At 53.3% G+C, this 21,575-nt stretch carries 12 protein-coding genes; 7 read left to right on the top strand and 5 right to left on the bottom strand.

Annotated features, from left to right (window positions below; genetic code table 11):
• Positions 1–202: 202 nt before the first annotated feature.
• The 3 genes from KIH39_RS13295 to KIH39_RS13285 are packed head-to-tail and all read left to right on the top strand — an operon-like array spanning position 203 to position 4,170.
• Positions 203–814, top strand: coding sequence for a hypothetical protein (locus KIH39_RS13295; RefSeq protein ID WP_213493729.1), 612 nt, complete (start codon positions 203–205; stop codon positions 812–814).
• A 24-nt stretch (positions 815–838) separates the two neighbouring features.
• Positions 839–3,553, top strand: coding sequence for a hybrid sensor histidine kinase/response regulator (locus KIH39_RS13290; RefSeq protein ID WP_213493728.1), 2,715 nt, complete (start codon positions 839–841; stop codon positions 3,551–3,553).
• Complete coding sequence (locus KIH39_RS13285) at positions 3,541–4,170, top strand: response regulator (RefSeq protein ID WP_213493727.1); 630 nt, start codon at positions 3,541–3,543, stop codon at positions 4,168–4,170. The genes KIH39_RS13290 and KIH39_RS13285 overlap by 13 nt, the downstream gene beginning before the upstream one ends.
• Before the next feature lie 12 nt (positions 4,171–4,182).
• On the opposite strand, the gene solA is transcribed toward KIH39_RS13285, so the two are convergent.
• On the bottom strand, positions 4,183–5,319 hold the full coding sequence (solA, locus tag KIH39_RS13280) for an N-methyl-L-tryptophan oxidase (protein WP_213493726.1): 1,137 nt from the start codon (positions 5,317–5,319) through the stop codon (positions 4,183–4,185).
• Between the two features lie 149 nt (positions 5,320–5,468).
• On the opposite strand from solA, the gene KIH39_RS13275 reads away from it, so the two are divergent.
• Entirely contained in the window at positions 5,469–6,335 is an 867-nt protein-coding gene (locus KIH39_RS13275; protein WP_213493725.1) for a carbohydrate deacetylase, read from the top strand.
• A 23-nt stretch (positions 6,336–6,358) separates the two neighbouring features.
• A complete protein-coding gene (locus tag KIH39_RS13270) occupies positions 6,359–7,357 on the top strand; it encodes a glycosyltransferase family 2 protein (RefSeq protein WP_213493724.1) in 999 nt (332 codons plus the stop codon).
• A gap of 250 nt (positions 7,358–7,607) precedes the next feature.
• Here KIH39_RS13270 and KIH39_RS13265 read toward each other — a convergent pair whose 3' ends face one another.
• A complete protein-coding gene (locus KIH39_RS13265) occupies positions 7,608–8,870 on the bottom strand; it encodes an SGNH/GDSL hydrolase family protein (RefSeq protein WP_213493723.1) in 1,263 nt (420 codons plus the stop codon).
• A gap of 60 nt (positions 8,871–8,930) precedes the next feature.
• A complete protein-coding gene (locus KIH39_RS13260; RefSeq protein ID WP_213493722.1) occupies positions 8,931–12,395 on the bottom strand; it encodes a pyruvate carboxylase in 3,465 nt (1,154 codons plus the stop codon).
• Between the two features lie 161 nt (positions 12,396–12,556).
• Between KIH39_RS13260 and KIH39_RS13255 the strand changes: the two genes are divergently transcribed.
• Entirely contained in the window at positions 12,557–14,914 is a 2,358-nt protein-coding gene (locus tag KIH39_RS13255; protein WP_213493721.1) for a vWA domain-containing protein, read from the top strand.
• Positions 14,915–14,926: 12 nt separating this feature from the next.
• Here the strand turns inward: KIH39_RS13255 and KIH39_RS13250 are convergent, their stop codons facing one another.
• The gene (locus KIH39_RS13250) at positions 14,927–16,045 is read right to left on the bottom strand and encodes a cysteine desulfurase family protein (RefSeq protein WP_213493720.1); all 1,119 of its coding nucleotides are present in this window, start codon (positions 16,043–16,045) and stop codon (positions 14,927–14,929) included.
• Positions 16,046–16,151: 106 nt separating this feature from the next.
• Here KIH39_RS13250 and KIH39_RS13245 point away from each other — a divergent pair, with 106 nt between their 5' ends.
• Positions 16,152–17,630 (top strand): alpha/beta hydrolase-fold protein, encoded by a 1,479-nt coding sequence (locus tag KIH39_RS13245; protein ID WP_213493719.1) that lies wholly within the window; start codon positions 16,152–16,154, stop codon positions 17,628–17,630.
• Between the two features lie 45 nt (positions 17,631–17,675).
• Here the strand turns inward: KIH39_RS13245 and KIH39_RS13240 are convergent, their stop codons facing one another.
• The gene (locus tag KIH39_RS13240) at positions 17,676–21,404 is read right to left on the bottom strand and encodes a HEAT repeat domain-containing protein (protein WP_213493718.1); all 3,729 of its coding nucleotides are present in this window, start codon (positions 21,402–21,404) and stop codon (positions 17,676–17,678) included.
• Positions 21,405–21,575: the final 171 nt, after the last annotated feature.

Here is a 21,575-nt window from a genome sequence, read left to right as displayed (position 1 = left end):
TCTCATCAAATTCCTGAGCAACGTGAAAACGGATCTCTTTTTAACCAAATTCCAAAATTGGCATTGTGTCCGCATATTTCATCTCATTGACGAATTTTAGATCGGACTTCTTCCTGCTGCGATCAGGAATTCCCTTAGCTTTGACGGGGTCTTCCCGAACTAAGTTTACGTTGGATGAGATCGTAAATAGGGGTCTTTGAAGATGCCGGGAATGACACGAGGTCGGCGTTGGAGCGGTTGGACCAGCATAATCGCAGCAATCGGGTTGTTGTGGATGGTGACCGTCGTCCTGGGCTTCTCCAGCCTTTGGGATTCGGACACGAACCCAGCGGTGGTCGGGACTGCCAGTCCGGTCTGGCCGGCCAGTACCAGTTTGAACTCGACTCCCGGAAAAATTCGACTGGTATTTGCTCTGCATCCGCATTGTGAGTGCTCGCATGCGAGTCTCAAGGAGTTGGAGTTACTACTGAAATTGTCTGGCAAGAAAGTCGAGAGCTACATTCTCGTACTGAAGCCGACAGGTATGCCCCTGGAGTGGGTACAGTCGGAACTTTATGAAGAGGCGCGCGAAATCCATGCAACTGTAGTTATTACCGATCTCGGCGGGACGGAATCCAAAAAATTTGGCCTGGAAGCCTCGGGTCAAGTACTGCTTTACGACGCTCGGGGAAATTTGGCCTTTAGCGGAGGGATCACTCCTGCGGCCTCTCAGCGTGGGGATTGTATCGGCATTCAAAGCATTCAGGCCATTCTCAGTGGGGAACTCAATTATGAACGATTGGCTCCCGTCTATGGATGCAGCCTCTTCGATTAACGAATTCTTTATTCCGAGATAAAAATGACCCACCCGGAAATTCAGCAATCGGAATCCTACGACGAGGTCGCACGTCGTGCGAACCGACTCTATATCGAACAGGAGCAAGTCAACCTCCGTCGAACAGATCGCTGGTTCGCCTACTTCCTGGCGCTGGAATGGTTCATCTGCATTGTCACTTCCATCTGGATCTCCCCCTACACCTGGAAAGGGGCCGCCAGCGAAGTTCACTCTCACGTCTGGGCTGCTCTCTTCCTCGGTGGTATGATTGTGATTTTCCCGATGTTGCTGGCCCTGTGCAGTCCGGGTGGAGTTATCACCCGCCATTGCATGGGCATCGCTCAAATGATGATGAGCTGCCTTTTGATTCACCTGACGGGTGGCCGCCTCGAAACGCATTTTCACATCTTCGGTTCTTTAGCTTTTCTGGCTTTTTATCGGGATTGGCGAGTCATTATTTCCGCCTCGCTGGTCGTGGCACTGGATCACTACATACGCGGTACTTACTGGCCGCTGTCGGTTTTCGGTGACGCAAATCCCTCTCAATGGCGCTGGTTGGAACACACCGGCTGGATTTTATTCGAGGATTTGTTTCTGATTCCCGCCTGCATTCTCGGCGCCCAGCGAATGCGGGCAATGGCCGAGCGACAGGCCCAATTGGAAACCGCCGGGGAGTGGATCGAACAGACCGTTCAGCAGCGAACCGCGCAATTGATGCGGCAGACCGACGCGCTACGCCAGACAACGGAAAAGTTGCGAGAAAGTGAAGAACGCTTCCGAGGAGGCTTTGACTTCGCGGCGGTGGGCATGGCACTGGTGTCCCTCAACGGGAAGTTTCTCGATGTGAACTCCGCGCTCTGCGCGATCCTCGGATACTCCGAGGCGCAAATGCTCGCCATGAATTTTCAGATGATCACCCACGCCGATGATCTCGCAGAAGATTTAGAGTTTGTGCAGAAAGTCCTGATGGGGGAGATACCGACCTACCAGATGGAAAAGCGATTCATCCACAAGCAGGGCCACTTCATCTGGGTACAACTGAATTCCTCGCTCATTCGAGATGAAGACCGGCGTCCTCAATACTTCATCAACCAGTTTCAGGACATCACTTTACGAAAACTGGCCGCTGAGGAGATGCAAAAAGCCCGGCAGGCCGCCGAGGCTGCCAATCAGGCCAAGAGCGAATTTTTGGCCAATATGTCCCATGAAATTCGAACCCCGATGAACGGTATCCTGGGGATGACCGAATTGGCGTTGGACAGCGACCTGACGCGGGAGCAGCGAGATTACCTGCTGACGGTGAAGTCCTCGGCAGATGCGCTGTTGCGACTGATCGATGATATTCTCGATTTTTCCAAGATCGAAGCCGGAAAATTGGATCTGGACTGTATCGCCTTTTCGCTCCGGCATAATATTCACGACACCCTGAAAGTGATGAAGGTCCGTGCGGACACCAAGGGACTGGTTCTTCAGGGCGAGATCAGCGAGGACGTTCCCGACAATTTGCTGGGTGATCCCCTTCGCTTCCGGCAAATCATAACCAACCTGGTTGGTAATGCGATTAAGTTCACCGAGAAAGGCCGGGTTGTCGTTCACGTCACACTCAAGGCCATGACAGAGACGGATGTCTGCCTTGCGGTAAGTGTGGAGGATACAGGAATCGGAATATCCGAAGACAAGCTTCCGCTCATATTCGAAGCCTTCACTCAAGCCGACAGTTCGACCACACGACGATTTGGAGGTACCGGACTGGGGCTGGCTATATCCGCTCAACTGGTGGAACTGCTCGCCGGGGAACTGAAAGTCAAGAGCGAAGTGGGTAAGGGGAGCACCTTCTTCTTCGACGTGCATTTCGAACTGTCCGATAGCATCGAACGTCGGGGCAGCACGTATTATCGCAATGGGAAATCGACCCGCGTTCGGCCTGACAGCAAGGCGATTGCGAGTCTCTCATCCAAATCGGGCCGGCGCATTTTGCTGGCCGACGATAATGAAGTCAACCAGATGCTGGCCTTGCGCTTACTCGAAAAACGGGGTCACAAGGTTCATGTAACCAATAATGGCCGGGAAGCATTACAGGTCTACACCCGCCACAAGTTCGACCTGGTCCTGATGGATGTCCAGATGCCGGAAATGGATGGGTTCGCGGCCACGGCGAAAATTCGCGAATGGGATAAGGACAAGAACGGACGCGTTCCCATTCTGGCTCTCACAGCCCACGCCATGAAAGGAGACAAAGAACGCTGTCTGCAAGCGGGAATGGATGGGTATATCTCCAAGCCATTGCGAGTGAAGGAATTTTTTGAAACGCTCGACCGCTTTTTGCCCGAAATACCGGAAATCGAGGCGGAAGAAACAACGTTAGAGGGCGCTAGCACGGCGACCGCAATCTTTGATCCGGTCCGGCTGTTGGAGCGAGTTGAGGGAGATCGCGAACTTTTAGAAAAAATGGTTCTATCCTTCATTAAGCAGTCGGGAAAGCTTCTACCCGAACTCGAGAAGGCCTGCCTCGTTCGGGATGCGGATTCCCTGGAACGGAAAGCGCATAAACTCAAAGGCTCAATGGCAGGGTTTTCTGCGGGGTTAGCCACGGAACTGGCCAGCCGGTTGGAAATAATGGGTCGAAATGCCAATTTTTCTGAAGCTTCGGAGACTTATAAGGTTCTGGAAGCGGAAGTGGCTCGGCTGGAGACGGCATTGAAGGAATTTGTGGAAGGAGGCACCCCATGCGTGTCTTGATCGCGGATGACGACGACGTTTCCCGAATTGAACTGGAAACGATGCTGACGCGCGGCGGCTATGAAGTAACATCTACGACTGATGGAACGGAAGCCTGGGAAATTCTCAAGGGAGAAAACCCGCCGCAACTGGTGGTGCTGGATTGGCTGATGTCAGAAATGGACGGCATAGAAGTCTGTCAGCGCATTCGTCAGGAACCCAAGCTTCCCGGAGTCTACATCATCCTGCTCACCTCCCGGGGGAGTAAAGAGTACATTCTCCGGGGTCTCAAAGCGGGAGCGAACGACTATGTGACCAAGCCGTTCGATAAAGAGGAATTGCTGGCCCGAGTCAGCGTCGGCGCGAGAATGGTCAATCTGCAGGCCGAGTTATTCGAACGCGTCAAAGAGCTGGAAAACGCACTCGCCAAGGTGAAACAACTCCAGGGGTTGCTCCCCATCTGTTCTTATTGCAAAAGCATACGAGACGATCATAACTACTGGCATCGCGTGGAAGCCTACTTCAAGGAACATTCCGAAGCGAAATTCAGCCACAGCATCTGCCCGAATTGCTGGAAAGATGTGGTCCAACCGGAACTCCAGAAGCAGGGCTGTGAAGCGCCGGAGTATTCCAACTGATAGGCGTCGAAGCTATTTTTTAAAACGAGCTAATTGGAAAAGATCGGTTTTAAAGCGGAAATCTTTCGCCTCAACGAGATCGGCGAGAAGCTCCCCGATCACGGGAGCGAATTTGAACCCGTGCCCGGAAAATCCCGCGGCAAAGCAAACATCCTCATCCGTAGGATAGCGATCAATAATGAAATGTCGATCGGGTGAAAGCGTATAGATGCAGACTGTCCCTTCCGCAATTTCGCAATTCACATGAGGCAGATAACTCTTCAGAAAATCGCGAACCGGAACGGCGTCCGCTGCGGAATATTCTCGCTCAATCTCCTCTGGGCTATTCACTTCGGGTGCCCCATAGTGCTGGGCGATTTTCAGTCCCTGACCGGAAATCGAGGGAATGCCATAAAAGCAACCGGTGGGTGTATCGGCTAGAAAGATCGGAAATTCCCCTCTTTCAAGGCCAGGTAGCGTTCCCGTTTTCAACCAGGTGGTTGTCTGACGCATGAGCTTGAGCGGAATGGCAAGTTTTTTCAGCACCGAGCTAGACCAGGGGCCCGCCGTGAGGATCAACTTCTTAACGCGATATTCGCCTCGATTCGTCTGAATGAGGATTTGAGGACCCACCCGCTCCCAACTTTTGACCGTTTCATTCTCATGAAGATCGGCGCCCATTTTGCGAGCCGAATTCGCCAGAGCTATCAGACACTCTTCAACTCGAAGAATGCCCGCATCCATTTCCGCCACCGCTTCAAAACGGCTATCGAACTGGAACGCAGGATAACGTTGCTGAAGTTGACCCGACGAGAGAGATTCGATCGGGAGATGATGTTCGCGGCAGGATTCACGAACTCCTTCTACTACGGAACTACCATTCGGACCAATGCTCAGACAGTGCGAATCGAGTAAAAGCGATTGGCTGGACTCCCGTTCGAGATCGCGCCAGAGATGAAATGCTCGGTCGGCTAGGGGAACGTAATCCGGGTGTTCGTAGTAAGCTTTACGGATAATACGGGTTTTGCCGTGCGAGCTACCCTGGTCGTTAGGGATTGTAAATTGTTCCATCCCGATGACTTTGAGACCCCGACGCGATAATTCGCCTGCCGTAGCCAACCCCATGGCGCCCAGTCCGATAATCGCCGCATCGTATAAAATTTTATTCATATTCAGGTGGTAAAATCGGAGCATTTTACCAATTTATTAGTTGGTTTTTATAAACGCCCTGGAATCCCCATTCGTTCAGAATACGCTGGATTGACAAGCTTGGGCGTCCGATCTAACCTCTTGAAATTAAAATTCTGGGCAGAGGATCTATGCAGCGAGCTCTAACGATTGTGGCCGATGATTACGGGATGGGACCTGCGACCTCCCGTGGCATCCTGGAACTGGCCTGTCTGCGGATTATCACGGGCAGCGTTATGATTGTCAACACTCCCTTTGCGGCGGCAGCCGCCGCGGAGTGGATTGATACCGCGCCCGAAGTCGATCTCGGCTGGCATCCCAATCTCACGTTAGACTCGCCAGTAAGTCTGGCAGAACACGTTCCCACGCTGGTACGAAAGGACGGTTCGTTCTGGCCCTTATCAGTGTTTCTGGGGAAGTTGTCGCTGGGCCTGATCAATATGGCAGAGGTGTATCGGGAACTTAAGGCTCAGTACGATCGATTTCAGGAATTGATGGGCTACGTACCGCGAGTGGTGAACAGCCATCAGCACGTAACGATCTTTCCGAATATCGACGCCGTTCTATTCGAGGTGCTGAAGGATCAGAATCCGAGGCCTTACATTCGCCGAGTCGTAGAGCATGGGACATCTTTGATGCGGGTTCCCGGAGCTCGGGTCAAGCGTGCGGTACTGGCCTCGTTTGGTCGAAGGGTTGCTCGGCGGGCTTCTTCGATTGGCTATCCGGGTTGCGATTGGATTGCGGGAGTGACCGATCCCGCGCACGTGAATGACGATGAATTCTGGGTACGCTGGTTCGAACATGTCGGACCGGATGGCAGCCTGGAGATCTGTTGTCATCCCGGTTTTCGCGATGAAACGCTGTTGAATCGGGACTGTGCAGAAGACGGATTGGTACGCAGGACGCGTGAACATCTTCTTCTGAAAGCCCCGTCTTTTAGAGATGCATTTACTCAAGCGGGTTTCCAACCCGTTCGGCCCTCTGCGATGGCAGCCTGAACGGCGGATACTTGGGGATAGGGATGTCCGATACATTGCCGCTGATTACAGTCGTTGCACCTGTCTTCAACGAACAGGATGTACTGCCGTTATTCCATACCGAGTTGACTCGGGTATTGAATACCTTAACCGGCCAGTTCGACTACGAAATCATCTACGTCGATGACGGCTCGCGAGATGCCACTCCCGATTTGTTGCATCTTTTCGCCGAGAAGGATTCGCGCGTCCGATTCATTCGCTTCAGCCGGAACTTCGGCCAACAGGCGGCCATGACCGCCGGTTTCGAAAATGGCCGCGGCGATGCCATCATCACGATGGATTCGGATCTGCAGCATCCGCCAATTATGATTCCTCAGATGCTCGAGAAATGGCAAAAAGGCGCGGATGTCGTTCTGGGGATTCGGCAGGAAAGTCTGTCCCTGGGTTTCTTCAAACGCTATTCTTCCTTCCTGTTCCATAAGACCATGCGCTGGTGCAGCGGCATGGAACTCCGTCCCACGGTTTCGGAATATCGTTTATTGTCCCGGAAGGCCGTCGAAGCTCTACTGAACATGCCCGAAAGATTGCGCTACCTGCGCGGCATGATTCATTGGCTCGGATTTCCCCCGGATGAAGTCAGCTTTGACGTGCCTGGTCGAGCGGCGGGTAGTACCAAATATTCAATTTTACGGATGGTTCGCTTGGCCCGTGATGGCCTGCTTTCATTCTCTCGCGTTCCTTTGCATGCCGCTCTGCTCTTTTCCTCGGCCCTGATTGCCTTCAGCTTCCTCGCTTCGTTGAGCGCCTGGTTTATCTGGCGACCTCAATCGGGAGGCTGGCTGGCTTTGACCCTGATCGTTGGAATGCACACCGCCGCTACGGGCATATGGGTCTCGCTGATGGCGTTTAGCGAGTATTTGGCGCGAATTCACGAACAGATTCTGGGACGGCCCATTTACGTGGTGCGCGAAACTTCGGAATCTAGTGCCAGTACCAAGGAAGCCGCAACTCCGATCCGTAAGAAGGAAAGAACGGCTGCATGATTTGGCGATGCGATCCCGGACGCTCTGCTATTGCCCTTTGGCTCGCCACCCGGATCGTAATCAGCAACATTGTATCTCTTCCGAAAAGCTACGGGTAATCTGCCCGACGTTTCTCCGTGCATGAATATCCTCTCGCCTCAGGCTCACGCTTCGGCGTTGTTTTTGGTTTGGGTGATATCTCAGGGAATCAGATGGTCGAAAAAAAGCTCCCTGATCCCAGGGAGCTAAAAATTGATTCGCTGCGTTCCGATTACTGAATTGGACTGATTTCTACAGTGTGAGGCTTGATTTCTAGGGTTTTGCGAACTTCACCGTCGAGTTCCACGACTTTGGCCATTCGCTTCTCAATTGCCGCTTTGCGTCGAGTTTCAACTTCCTCGGCCGAGATACCCAACCAGTCGGGTACGCCGCCCGCGAGAATAATTCCCCGGAAAATTCGGTCGTGATACTCGCGGTTCTTGGCTTCCACGGCCTTTCGCACGGCCTTGACCTGATCGGCTATCGGCCCCGACTTGAGAATCGCATCGGCCAGGTTAACTCCAGTCGCCAAGTCGTCCGCAGTAACTTCCGCGACTTTCTTGCCACCGAGCTTGATCTCGTATTTGCCGGCCTTCAAACCCGTCACTTTCAAATTGTAATCGTTCAGATCCTCCAGAATGGGCGTCCATTTTAGTATGCTTCGTGCGTCCTCCGGAAAGAAGGGCAATGCTTCGTCCAGTTGATCGAACTTGATCGCTTCGCCTTCTTTTTTCAAATTGCTCACTTTGGTATTTTCGCAGCTGGCGAGGCTGGCCGCGGAAGCATCGATACAAACTTTTGCAACAGTCTTCGGGAAATGGAGTCCTTTGAGAATCGAAGCGGCCATTAAGGCTTGACCGGGGGGACCGGGATGCACGGCATCGCCCGAGGTAATGCGGTCGTACTTGGGGCCAGCCGCGCGGGCTTTGTCTAACACGCTCAGGTAAGGATGGAACTGATCTACGAATACTCCGTGATACTTTTCAGCGGTGGTTTTTACACCTTCGGAATACTTTTCGAGGGTAAGGTTATAATTGGTGAGGGCGGTGGCTCCCTGGTCGCCTGTATCCAAGGGTTGCGGAGTTACCCAGGCCGAGCGGATATTCGCCGCGGCCGCCTGCTTGGCCATGCCTTCGAGGCCGCCCATGTAAGCTTTGAAGCCATTTTCTTCGAAGGCGCGGTATCCGCCATCGTTCATCCCGAAATCGACCGTCATGGCCGTGGGCTTATTCGAAACGACATCCCTATTGAAACGGGAATTGCCGCCTCGACTGGTATCTCCACCGATGCCGACGTTGCGGAAAGTCAAATCCCATTTGGGAAAACGGGTGACCACCCACATTTCGACATAGTTGCTGTAGAGGTGCTGTTCGGTGATGCTGTCGCCGATCATGACCACTCGGTCTTTGGGCTTTAAGAAGAATTCCTGGGATTTGGCCGCCGGTAGCCAGAAGAGAAGTAGCACCGGGATCAACAGGTAACGAGTCGTTCGCATGAGATACACTCCGGAGAGAAAATAGGGGGCGATTTAGGTGAGAGTCCTGGCGGGAAGAAGTCAATTTTCGAATCGAATGAGCAGATCGCCTCCCTCTACTTGTGTGCCCGGCTTGGTCAAAACTTCAGCGATAGTGCCGGGCCGTTCAGCATAGAGCGTGGTTTCCATCTTCATCGCTTCCAAAGTGAGCAGCTTCTGTCCCTTGATGACAGTCTCGCCCACTTTCACCGCGACCTGGACGACCGCCCCCGGCATGGGAGAGCCAATTTGCAGGGGGTTGTTACTGTCGGCCTTCGGTTTGGCCCGGGTAGATCCCGCACCGACGGAACGGTCGAAAACAGTCACTTCGCGGGGTTGACCGTTGAGTTCGAAGAAAACCTGCCGTCGGCCATCGTCCTGGACATCACCGAGAGCTTGGTAGCGGAGGATTAAGGTTTTGCCCCGTTCGATATCGACGCTGATCTCTTCCCCTTTATCCATGCCATAGAAAAAGACTTTGGTCGGCAGGATGCTGGTGTCGGAATGCTTTTTCTGATGCTCGACATAATCGGCGTAAACCTTGGGGTACATCAACGAACTCATCAGTTCGCGATCCCCGATTGGAATTTTCAACTTGGCGGCCAGATCGGTCTTCGTTTTCTCCAGATCGATGGAGGCCAGAGTTGCCCCGGGTCGATCGGTCATAGGTTTACGGCCACGGAGAATCCGCTTCTGCAATTCGGGCGGGAAACCACCTGGGGGCTGCCCCAGCCGGCCTTCAAAGAATTCGACGACGCTTTCCGGAAAAGCGATTTCCTTAGTGCCGCTCAGGACCATTTCCGGGGTCAGATTGTTGGCGAGCATGAACAGGGTCATGTCGCCGACCACCTTGGAGGAGGGGGTTACTTTGACGATATCACCGAACATCTGGTTGACTGCGGCGTACATTTTGCCGACTTCGTACCAACGATCTCCCACTCCCAGCGAATTCGCCTGCTGGTAGAGGTTTGCGTACTGCCCACCGGGCATCTCGTGCAAATAAACTTCGGAGGAGGCCGCTTTTTGAGCCGTTTCGAACGGAGTGTAGTACTTGCGAACTTCTTCCCAATAGTTGGCCGTGGTCTGCAATTCGTCGAAGTTGTAATGCGGGTCGCGATCCGTGAATCGTACTGCCTCAATAAACGCGTTCAGACTGGGTTGACTGGTCAATCCGGCCATCGAAGCGAAGGCACAGTCCACGATGTCCACACCTTCCTCTACCGCCATCAGATAGGAGGCGATTTGGCCACCTGCGGTGTCGTGTGTGTGGAAGTGAATCGGAATGCTGATTTCCTGCCTTAACGCCTGAACTAGTTTGCGAGCTGCATATGGTTTAAGCAGGCCGGCCATATCCTTAATGGCCAGGATGTTATTCCCGAGTTTTTCCAGCTCTTTGGCCAGCTTGACATAATAATCGAGGCCATATTTGTCCCGTTTGGGATCGAGGATATCGCCGGTATAGCAAATGGCCGCTTCGCAGATGGCTCCGGCATTACGCACCGATTCAATCGCGGTGCGCATATTGGGAACCCAGTTCAACGAATCAAAGATGCGGAAGACATCCACGCCCGCCTGAGCCGATTCTTTGACAAAAGCGGCGACGACATTGTCCGGATAGTTCGTATAGCCCACAGCATTGGCCGCCCGCAGTAGCATCTGGAACAGAATGTTGGGCACTTTCTCCCGAAGCTTCGCCAACCGTTCCCAAGGGGATTCCTTGAGAAAGCGCATGGAGGTGTCGAAGGTCGCGCCTCCCCAGCATTCCAAGGAGAAAAAATTGGAATGAACATGAGCATAGCGATCGGCGATGGCCAGCATGTCGAACGTTCGCATGCGGGTGGCGAACAGCGACTGATGAGCATCCCGCATGGTCGTATCGGTAATCAAAATGGGCTTTTGATCCCGAATCCACTTCGAAAACTTCTCCGGACCAAGTTCCCGGAACTTATCTCGCGAGCCCGCCGGAATGGGAGTATCGCTTTTCACTACCACACCCGGGACTTTGGGAACCAGTGGCAATTTCAGATTGCCACGGCCTGCTTCGGGATGGCCGTTGACGATGATGTCAGCGATATAATTGAGGATTTTGCTGGCGCGGTCTTTCCGAGCACTGAACTGGAAAAGTTCCGGGGTTTCATCGAGGAATCGAGTCGTGCATTTTCCTTCCAGAAATGCCGGATGGGTAACGAGATTCAACAGAAAAGGAATGTTGGTTTTTACGCCGCGAATGCGGAATTCCTGAAGGCATCGTTCGACACGACGTGCCGCATCCAGAAAACGGATGCCACTCGCGGTCACTTTCACCAGCATCGAATCGTAGAACGGGGTGATGACTGCACCGCTGAAGGCAGTCCCGGCATCAAGGCGGATACCGTTGCCGCCGGCACTGCGATAGTGGGACAACCGGCCGTAATCGGGGGTAAACCCATTCGCAGGGTCCTCGGTAGTGACGCGACACTGAATTGCAAATCCGCGCGTGGTGATCTTTTCCTGATCTCCCAGGCCGATTTCCGGATCGGACAAGGGCAACCCTTGAGCGACTAATATCTGGGATTTCACCAGATCATAGCCGGTCACGGCTTCCGTAACCGTGTGCTCGACCTGAATGCGAGGATTGACTTCAATGAAATAGAATTCGTCGGTATCGGCATCGACCAGAAATTCGACCGTCCCGGCGTTGTTCATGTCGACAGCTCGTCCGACCGCCAGGGCCGCATCGAGAATTCTCTGGCGCAGCGGTGCGGAAAGATTCGGGGCGGGAGCCAACTCGACGATCTTTTGATGCCGGCGCTGTAGCGAGCAATCCCGTTCGTAGAGATGAACCAGATTACCATGATTGTCGCCGAGTAGTTGCACTTCAATGTGCCGCGCCCGACGCACAAATTTTTCGAGGAAAACATCTGGGACGCCGAAAGCATTCCCCGCTTCGCGTCGAGCCGACTCGAGGTTGGGCACCAACTGATCCGGCGTCAGAACCGGCCGCATGCCACGACCGCCGCCGCCCATCGAAGCCTTGATCATTACCGGATAGCCGATACTTTCGGCAATCTTCTTGGCCTCCTCGTTATCGGAAACCGGTTGAGAACTCCCAGTCAGGACTGGCACCTTGGCCAGTTGCGCAATCTTGCGGGCGGCGACTTTATCGCCCAGGGAATCCAGAATTTTGGGATTCGGGCCGACGAAAATAATGCCCGCTTCCTGGCAGGCCCGGGCGAAAGCGGCATTCTCGGAGAGGAAGCCATAGCCCGGATGGATGGCATCGACGCCAATCGATTTGGCGAGTTGGATGATCCCCGGGATATCCAGGTAGGCCCGGATCGGCTCACCGGCTTTACCCACCAGATAGGCTTCATCCGCCTTGAATCGATGCAAAGAGAATCGATCTTCGTGCGAATAGATAGCAACGGTTCGGATCGCGAGCTCGTGCGCCGAACGAAAAACACGGATGGCTATTTCACTGCGATTTGCAACGAGTAGCTTTTTAATGGGCTTAGCAGACACAGTCATCAGAGGAAGGCTCCCGGCGAATTGACGATATTTTAGGACGACAAACCGAAATAAACAGATTCGGATTTGATCGATCTGATTTATGCGGGTGTTACAAGAGCAAAATCCGCTTCCTGCCGAAAGGTCGTGCCAATTGTCTCCCCGGAAGTTAGACTAATAGTATGCACGCGATTCTCTTCACCGGTGCGGCACTGATCGGTATGCCCATCCTGCTGCACCTGATCATGCGGCAGGAGCCGAAACGCCAACCGCTGCCAACCTTCCGTTTCCTCAAAATGAAACGGCGGATCAACGAACGAAAAATCAGGCTCCGGCACTGGTTGTTGCTGGCGATGCGTATGCTTCTGATCGGTCTGACGGCCTTAGCCCTATTTCAGCCCACTTTGTTAAGTAATCGTTTCAATATCCGAGGCGAACAACCAGTTGCGGCCGTCATAGTCCTCGATACTTCTGCCAGCATGGGTTATATTCTGGCCGAAAGGTCGGGGCTGACCGAAGCCCAGCAGCGTGGCCTGAAACTTCTCGAAGAAACGACTACTGGCTCCTGGACGATGCTCGATGAAGCTCGTGGTCGGGCGATGGAGCTTCTGGATGAATTGCCCCCCAACAGCAAGGTGGCGATCATCGATACTTCGGAGCGCCTGGTCGACTGGTCGCCCACCGCATTCGATGCCCGGAAGAAAATTCAAAGTATCAAAAAAACACGTGGCAATAGTCAGACTGTCTCCCGAGGTGTCGAACAAGCCTACGGTTTGTTTGCTCGACTCGATACCACAACCCCGACCGATAGTGGTCCGTTGCCGAGATTGTTAGTGGTTTTGTCCGATCGAGAGGGGCCGAGCTGGGACGCCTCACGAGTGGACGATCTGAAATCGCTCCGCGAAAAAATCCCGCCACCGGAAGTCTTCCAGATCTATCTCGATGTGGGTATAGACAAGCCGGTCAACATGGCCATCCGCGACGTGAGTATGGAATCCGCGATGCTGGATCCCCGCGACGAGGCTATTATTCGTGTCGTTGTGGAAGCCACGGGCCAGGCTGCGGAGAACATCATCTCCTGCCGGTTCGATGCCGAGAATGAAACCGAAAAGAAGCCTATCAACCTCCAGGCGGGCGAGCAGAAAACCATTGAGTTTCGCCGATCCCGGATCAAGGAAGGACTTCACACGGCCGAAATCAAATTGGAAACCGCCGATGCTCTGCCGTTCGATAATATCCGCTATCTCACCTTCAGTGTTCGAGAGCCCCGAAAAGTACTGGCAATAGCCGATGGCAGCGCCCGGATTGGAGCACTCGGAGGGGGGGCGACCGAGCTGATCAAGGCCGATCTCGAAGCGAATCCCTTCCGAAAGGAACTCGATCTCTACCACTACATTCGAGCTTTCGGTTCGGTACGATCGGTTTCCTCCGATCTGGTTCTGAGTGAGAATGTCGACGTTTGGCAGACACCCGAAAGTGAAATGGCTCGCTACGAAGCCGTGATCCTGTGTGGACTCAAGAGTCCCTCGGAGAAACTCTGGAACTCGTTGAAAAGTTATCTGGAGCAGGGAGGTCGGGTTCTCATTTTCCCTGATGGTTCGGAGCAGGATAAACTTGCTTACAACAACATCGTGGCACAAAGCATTCTGCCTGGAACGTTCGAGAAATGGATCGAACGGCCGGAAATGGATATCGGTTGGGATTGGGCCGGTATGCGTTACGAGCATCCGCTTCTAGCCCCATTCAAAGACTGGCGGAAAGATCCCGGAATCAACTTCGTTAAAACGCCACCTCTCGTCAAACGTTATTGGCAGGTGCAGCCACTAAATAATCAAACGATTGTGGCCCGCTTTGCGGACGGGGCGAATAGCGAAGGCGGCAATCCGGCGATTCTGGAACGTGCCGTCGGGACGGGCGTTCGACGCGGACTGGTGATGATGTACGCCATGACTTTCAACGCTCGGCAGACCTCCGGCACGGCCAATCAACAGTTCGATCTCTACGACAATTATTCGCAAACCTCGTTCCACTTGGTCTTATCCACCTTGACTATGCGATACTTGGTGGGAGAGAACGAAAACTTCGAGAAGGTGAATTACTACACCGGGCAGATGGCGGTGGTGCGATGGCCGACGGAACCGAGCAGGAATGCCAAACCTTTTTATCTCTCCGGGCCGGATGTGAGCAATACCGATTCCCAAATTACTCGTGACCCGAAAGAAAATTACTTTCGGCTACCTGCAGAAAAGACGGTAACTCCTGGGAATTATTCACTTTCGAGCGAGGATAAAACTTGGGTCGACGGCTTCAGTTTAAATATTCCGCCGGAAGAAAGTCGGCTGGAAAGGGTGCCCGTCGAAGCCATCGAACCGATTTTTGGCAAAGAGGGCATTACCCCAGTCGGTAAGCAATTTAAACTTCGGGAAATTCTAAAAGGAAACATGACTCAACCCGTGGAACTGTTTCCATTCCTGATGGTTCTCTTACTTCTCTTCATGGCCTTCGAAAACTTGCTGGCAAACAAGTTTTACCGCAGTTGAAAAGACTTGGGGCTACTGGCCGCGCACTTCAGCAACCGCCCGGGCGATAATCGCTGCGGCCTGCTCTAATTCGATCTCCGAAATATCTCGGGTCCAGCTGAAGCGCATGGCCGAGCGGAGAATTTCTTCCGGCGCGTGCATGGCCTTCAGAACGGGCGAGGGAAGAAGGGAACCGCTCGAGCAGGCAGAACCCGTGGAGCAAGCGACGCCGAGCATATCCAGTTTCATCAGCAGCAATTCAGCCCGGCATCCAGGAAAGGACACATTAAGGACATAAGGAGAACTTTGCGGCGGAGAGTTTCGAATGGCGGGGACGGCTTGATCCCTCAGCAACTCCCAGAAACGAGATTGAAGACGGCTCAATCTCACCCAGGCTTGTTCCCGCTCGGCTTCCGCAAGCTCCAGAGCTTTAGCTAACCCGATGGCGAGGATAACGCTTTCAGTACCGGGCCTCCGACCTTGCTGTTGATGGCCACCGAACAAAGCAGGCCTCAGCTTTAGCCCTTTTCTCACCAGCAGTAATCCTACACCCTGGGGTGCATGGAATTTGTGCCCGCTGACAGAGAGCGAATCCACACCCAGTTCCCGAAAATTTACAGGGAGTTTTCCCACCGCCTGAGCCGCGTCGCAGTGGAATAAAGTCTGCGGAGCCTGAATTCGGCTCGCATTGACTAGATCGGAAATCGGTTGAATCGCCCCGGTTTCGTGATTTACCCTCATAATGCAGATTAAGCGCGTGGAACTATCGAGATTCAGATCATTGACGATTCCTTGCGAATCAACTTCGATTGGATCGACAATGTAGCCTCGAGCTTGCAGCCGTTTTGCGGGTTCCGTGACGCAGAGATGTTCGATAGGGCTCACGGCGAAACGACAGGGCGACTCCGGAACGAGTCCGAATAAAGCTAAATTATTCGATTCCGTGGCGCCGCTGGTAAAGACCACCTCGTCGGAATCTGCATGCAACAGCCCGGCGATCTGATCGCGAGCATCTTCGAGAGCTTGGCGGGCTTTACGACCAAACCTGTGAGCGCTGGAAGGATTGCCGAAACAACTGCCCAGCCAGGGAAGCATTGCTTCTCGAACTGCGGGATTTACGGGAGTGGTCGAATTGGCATCCAGGTACAGCATGAATCTATTTTAGACGGACTCACTCTAAGTTCGATCTTATCTGAGAGTCATCTTCCCCAGGTATCACTTCTATACAATCAAATCCAACTCAACTGGAGAACACATTATGAGATGGATGGCCTTTCTCTTGGCACTAGTCCCTGCGAATATCAATGCCGGGGAAGTAAAATTCGAAGTCTCGATGAAAGCGGGTTTGATAGCGAAACCCACCGATGGGCGAATCATGGTGGTCATGGCGTCGGGTAAGAATCCTATGCCGATTCGGGGGATTGGGGAAACCGGTCTGGATGCGCCCGTCTTCATCGGGAAGGATGCTCTCGCTTTTACAGCTGGGAAAAGCATAACGTTGGGCTCGGAATGTCCGATATTTCCGATCGAAAGTCTATCGAGATTGCCCAAGGGGCGTTATACCATTCAAGCCGTGTTCCATCACAATCTCGAATTGAATCTGCCGACTGCGGAAGGCAACGTCTACAGCATGCCTAAGGAAATCGACATCGATCCTGTAGCCGGGGCAAACATTCCAATTGAACTGAGCCAGGTGGTTCCGGTCGATGCTCCCCAGGAATCCGAGCGAATTAAATATGTGAAAATCAAATCGGCCGCGCTGAGCAAGTTTCATGGCCGGGATATGTACCTGCGAGCCGGTGTCTGTCTGCCGCCCGATTTCGACAAGAATCCTCAAAAGAAATATCCCCTGCTGGTGACGATAGGTGGCTATGGAACTCGTTATACAGCCATTCAACGCTATAGTCGCGCTTCGATTCCCATGCTGATCCTTCACGTGGATGGGGCCGGGCCTTATGGCGATCCCTATTACGTCGATTCTGATTGCAATGGCCCTTATGGCAAAGCCCTTACGGAAGAGTTAATCCCCTACGTAGAGAAGATGTTTCAAGGCATCGGTGCGGGTTATGCCCGGTTCACCACAGGAGCCTCCACGGGCGGTTGGGTTTCATTAGCTTTGCAGATCGAATATCCCGATTTGTTCAACGGCTGCTGGTCTTTCGCGCCCGATCCGGTCGATTTCCGGGCGTTTGAGTTGATCAACATCTATCAGGACGAGAACGCCTACATCAATAAACATGGATTCGAACGTCCCGCCAAACGCGAACTGAACGGCGAAACCTCCTATACGGTCCGACACGAATGCCAGATGGAAGTCGTGATGGGTCGCAATGATAGTTGGTGGCGCTCGGGCAAGGACTGGTGTGCCTGGAATGCCACCTTCGGGCCTCGGGGAGCGGATGGTCAACCCAAACCCCTCTGGGACGGAAAAACCGGGAAGATTGACAAGAGCGTTTTGCAAGCCTGGAAGAAAAATGAGTTGAACACCATTCTGACGGAAGGCTGGCCGACCAAGCATGCGCGCTGGGGCGGGAAGATTCACGTCTATGTCGGCGATGCGGACGATTATTTCTTGAATAACGCGGTCAAGTATATGGAGGCTTCAACAAAGAAATTCAATCCTCCGTTCGATGGCGTTATCGTGACGGGCCCGTATCAGGGGCATGGTTTTCACCCGATTTCCAATGCGGAGATGATCCGTCAGATGATCGATCGCTTTGAGAAGTCCAAGAAATGACCAATACTCGAGAAGCCCGATCTCGATCGGGCTTCTCGAGAAGATTCACTTTTTCTCGGGCGGCTTTTCTTTCAAGCTTTCCAAAAAGGCTATCAGGTCGCTGAAATCTTGAAGCGACAGCCCGGCCTGCAGACCGTCCGGCATCAAGGATTTATCTAGGACTTTCCGTTCTTCGATATCGACTTTCTTAATGGACTCTTTCTTCCCATCGACATCAATCAGAGTAATGGCATCACCGGTTTCACCGCGAACGATGCCCAGTTTTACCTGACCCGAAGAAGTTGCAATCCGGGTTTGTTGGTAGCCATCCAAAATTTGTTTGGACGGGTAGAGCACCGATTCAATCAGAATTTCCCGGTTGTATTTGGCTCCTACTCCGAGAAGGTCGGGGCCGACTTCTCCCGTTCCAAGATTGCCGACTTTGTGACACTTGATGCATCCTAGTCCCTGAATGTCCGAGAAGAGCAGCTTACCGCGTTCGGCGGAGCCGGATTTCTTCAAAGCATGCTCGCTAAACTTCTTGATATCGATCGGCTTGGCAGCGCTGGCCGCAAACAGTTTTCCTGATTTCGGAGTGTTGGCGGCCAATCGCAGAGTCCAGGAACCGCCCGTGGTGAGGGCTTCGGCGATGAGCATGTTCTCCCCGGCCTGAGTTTTAGCGTTGAGCGAAATTCGACCAGCTTTTTCCGATTTGAAAATTTGTTCACCATTCAGCCACAAACGCAATTCGGCACCACTGAAACTTCCTTCGAGAGTTATCTCTCCGGCGACGGGAGAATAGACTTCGCTTTGGCCAAACGCTTTACTGGGGCCATCGATACGAACTTCTCTTCGCCAGTCCAAATTGGCGGGATCTCGATCTTGCGTGGGAATTGACTTCCATCGAAACTTTCGGGCCTCCCGACCAGAGTATTCTTTCCTCAGATCGGGCTTCTGGAGATCGAAGGGAATTTCGGAGTCGACCGCGAAGGGGCCTAGCAATTTCCACTTGATGGGAGACTTCGCTGCGTAGATGCTTTGCAATTCTCCGACTACTTCCGGAGAAATTGCTCCTGCATCCAATCGTTTTTCGATTTCTGGATAGACCAGATTTCGAACATCGCTCAATGCCTTACGGCAATCCGCCCGAAGCGTGGCATTCTTGCTGGCTAACCCGACCAGATAGGCGGGAAGTGCCCGGGAATCGGTCAATTTCGATAAGCCGAGCAGAGCTTCGTAGCGAGTCTCGGCTCGGTCAAATGCCCCCAACAAACCCTCTGTAGCGGCAGGACTTTTGAGAGACCCAATGGCGTTCACGGCCACTTTTCGGGTTTCGAGGTTGGGGGAAGAAAGCAGAGGGGTCAAAGCATGAAGGGAAGCGGCATCTCCCATTTTCGTCAGTGCAAAAACGGCCGATTCTCGGACATTCGCGTTGTCGTTGCTCACGCGGTTAGCGACTGCGGGAATCGCGTCTTTCAATCCTCGATTTCCGACGGCTCGCAGCAATTTCGAAAGTGTCTCCGGTGGAAGATCCTGAGAAACGAGTTTAACAAGCGCCGTTTGAATTCCCGGGCTGCCGATTCGGTCGCCGACTCTGATCGCCTCGTCCAGCAGGGATTTATTCGCGACCGGATCCTCAAGAACTTTTGTTACGAGATCGGTGAACGGTGCCGGTTTCGAGATCACGGCCGCTGCTCGCAGAACGAGTTTTCTCGTCTCAGTGCTGGAATCCTTCTGGAAGAGCTCCACGAGTCCAGGGACAAACTGTTCGTCCTGAGCGACAATTACTCCCTCGATAGCCGCGTGAACTACCTGAGGATCCCCATCCTTTAAGCTCGCTGCCAAGGTATTCAGGACCGTTTTGGTTCCCACCCAGTCTAGAGTGCCGTGCGGCTTGGGGCTGCGAACCGGCTGAGTACCCCACCACTGACCCTTCCAGGGCGCCGGCTTCCGATGCAGTTCTGCCAGAGAGTGCAATGCCTGGACTCGGACGCTAGGATTGGTTCCGGGCTCGGCGATCAATTCCTTTAAAGCATAAACCAGACCATTTTCAAACGTCTCGCGGATGGCAAACGTGGTGCCTTCCTGAATGCGCGGATTAGGGTCGCTTAAACCGACGACGATCTTATCCCAATATTTCGGATCGGTATGTCCGATACGGTTCAAGGCGGTGAAAGCCGCATATCGGGAGAATAAATCTTCTGTCTTCAGGTACTGCAGAAGCGGTGTGATAGCGGCCGAATTACCAATTCGTCCGAGTGCCGTAGCGGCCTGAAAACGCACGGAAGCATCGGCATCTTCCAGACAGGAAATGATCTTGCTGGTGGCTTCATTTGCTGATCGAGAGCCCAATTCGCGTAGGACTTGTCTTCGAACGGAGGGATCGGAATCTCCGAGGTAGACTGCAATGTCCTTCCTCGTGGCCGGGCTGTCTCCGGAGATCGCGTCCAGTGCCCAGATTGCACTCCATCGGGCGTAAGCCGGGCTCGAATTATCGGATAAGAGTGTCAAAAGTGGTTTGGAAACTTCAGGGCCTCTTTCGATCAACCGTCGTTGGGCAACCAGCCGGACTTCCTGAGAAGGGTGTTTGAGACCGGCAATTAAATCTTCATTCGAAGCCTCAAATTTTTCACCGATGGCGGCTGGCACGAACCACTTGGGTTTTTCAGTCGCCTTGCTGGCCCCGGTGTAGGTCACCTTGAGTAGCCGACCGGCTGGAACGTTCTGCTTCCATCCTGAAAAATTCCAGTCGGTGACGTAGAAGCCCATCCCATCCGGCGTCGTACAAATTCCTACGGGACGAAACTCCTTCGTCCCAGATGTTAGAAAATCTTCTCGCTTGACGATTTTGTAGCTGCCGCCTTCCCGCTGAACGATCAATCGTAGCAGTTGCTTTCGGCCCCATTCGCAGAGAAACAGATTGCCCTGATACACTTCCGGCAAGGCATCTTCGTTGTAGGCAGTAGCTCCGGTGGGCGCTCCTCCGCCGTAATCGGTCATCATCCAAAGTGTGTAGGGCCGTCTGGGTTTATAATCCCAGGGATAGCCGTAGAATCCGCCATCTACCATGTGGGTGACGCGGGTCCACCAACCATTGCCATCATCGGTATTGTCGTAGGTGAAGATTTCATCTTCGCGGTTTATGGCGACGTCCAGGTGATTGCGGGTACCCGTACAGTAAGTTTCGAGCCCGGTGCCATCGGGGCGGATGCGGAACACGCCACCGCCATAGATTTCGCATTTCCGGCCATCCTTCCCCACGGCACCAAACACCCCTTTATCACCAGTACTGACGTAGAGATAGCCGTCCATCGCCAGTCGCATGTTGGAAGGGATATGATCGTTAAAGCCGGGGGCGGGATTGGGATTGGTGCATTCGATCAGATCCTGACGGTCTTTGCCCACACCGTGATCATCGGTAAATACTGAGAATTTCGGACAATGATGAACGAAAAGTTTCCCGTCGATGTAGGCCATCCCGAAAACGGCATAGAGGTTGTCAGCGAATACCGTTACCTTGCCATCGGGGTGAAAACAGAGAATCCGATCTGTCGGCGTCCGAGAGTCGCTGCCCATATCCATGGGGTCCTCACCCACAAAGACACGCCCATCCGGGGCACAACAGACTACCGACGGGTGTTGAATCTTCGGTACCGCGGCTACCAGCTCCACTTTCCAACCGGGCGGACATTTGGGAAGTTCCGCCGGGTCGACCGCCCAAACGGAAGGGGTTGAAGTTCCCCAATAAGTCAAACAAAGGCTAACCCACAAGAGTGGAACTGAGAACGACTTCATGAAATCATCCAAAGGGAAGCGATTTTTCGGCGGGAAGGAAAGACCAGTTAAGTCTCGCAGAGTTTTCGAACGATTTCAAGAGCATTGTTTGAGCGGCGTATCGTCCGATTCTTTTTTTCTTTTTCTCTTTCTTTCTCCCCCATTTTCGACAATAAATAGGGGACAGGCATA

The sequence above is a fragment of the Telmatocola sphagniphila genome (assembly GCF_018398935.1).
Taxonomy (GTDB): Bacteria; Planctomycetota; Planctomycetia; order Gemmatales; family Gemmataceae; genus Telmatocola; species Telmatocola sphagniphila.
The sequence above is the reverse complement of the archived record's forward strand: the minus strand, read 5'-3'. Positions and strand labels throughout refer to the sequence as shown.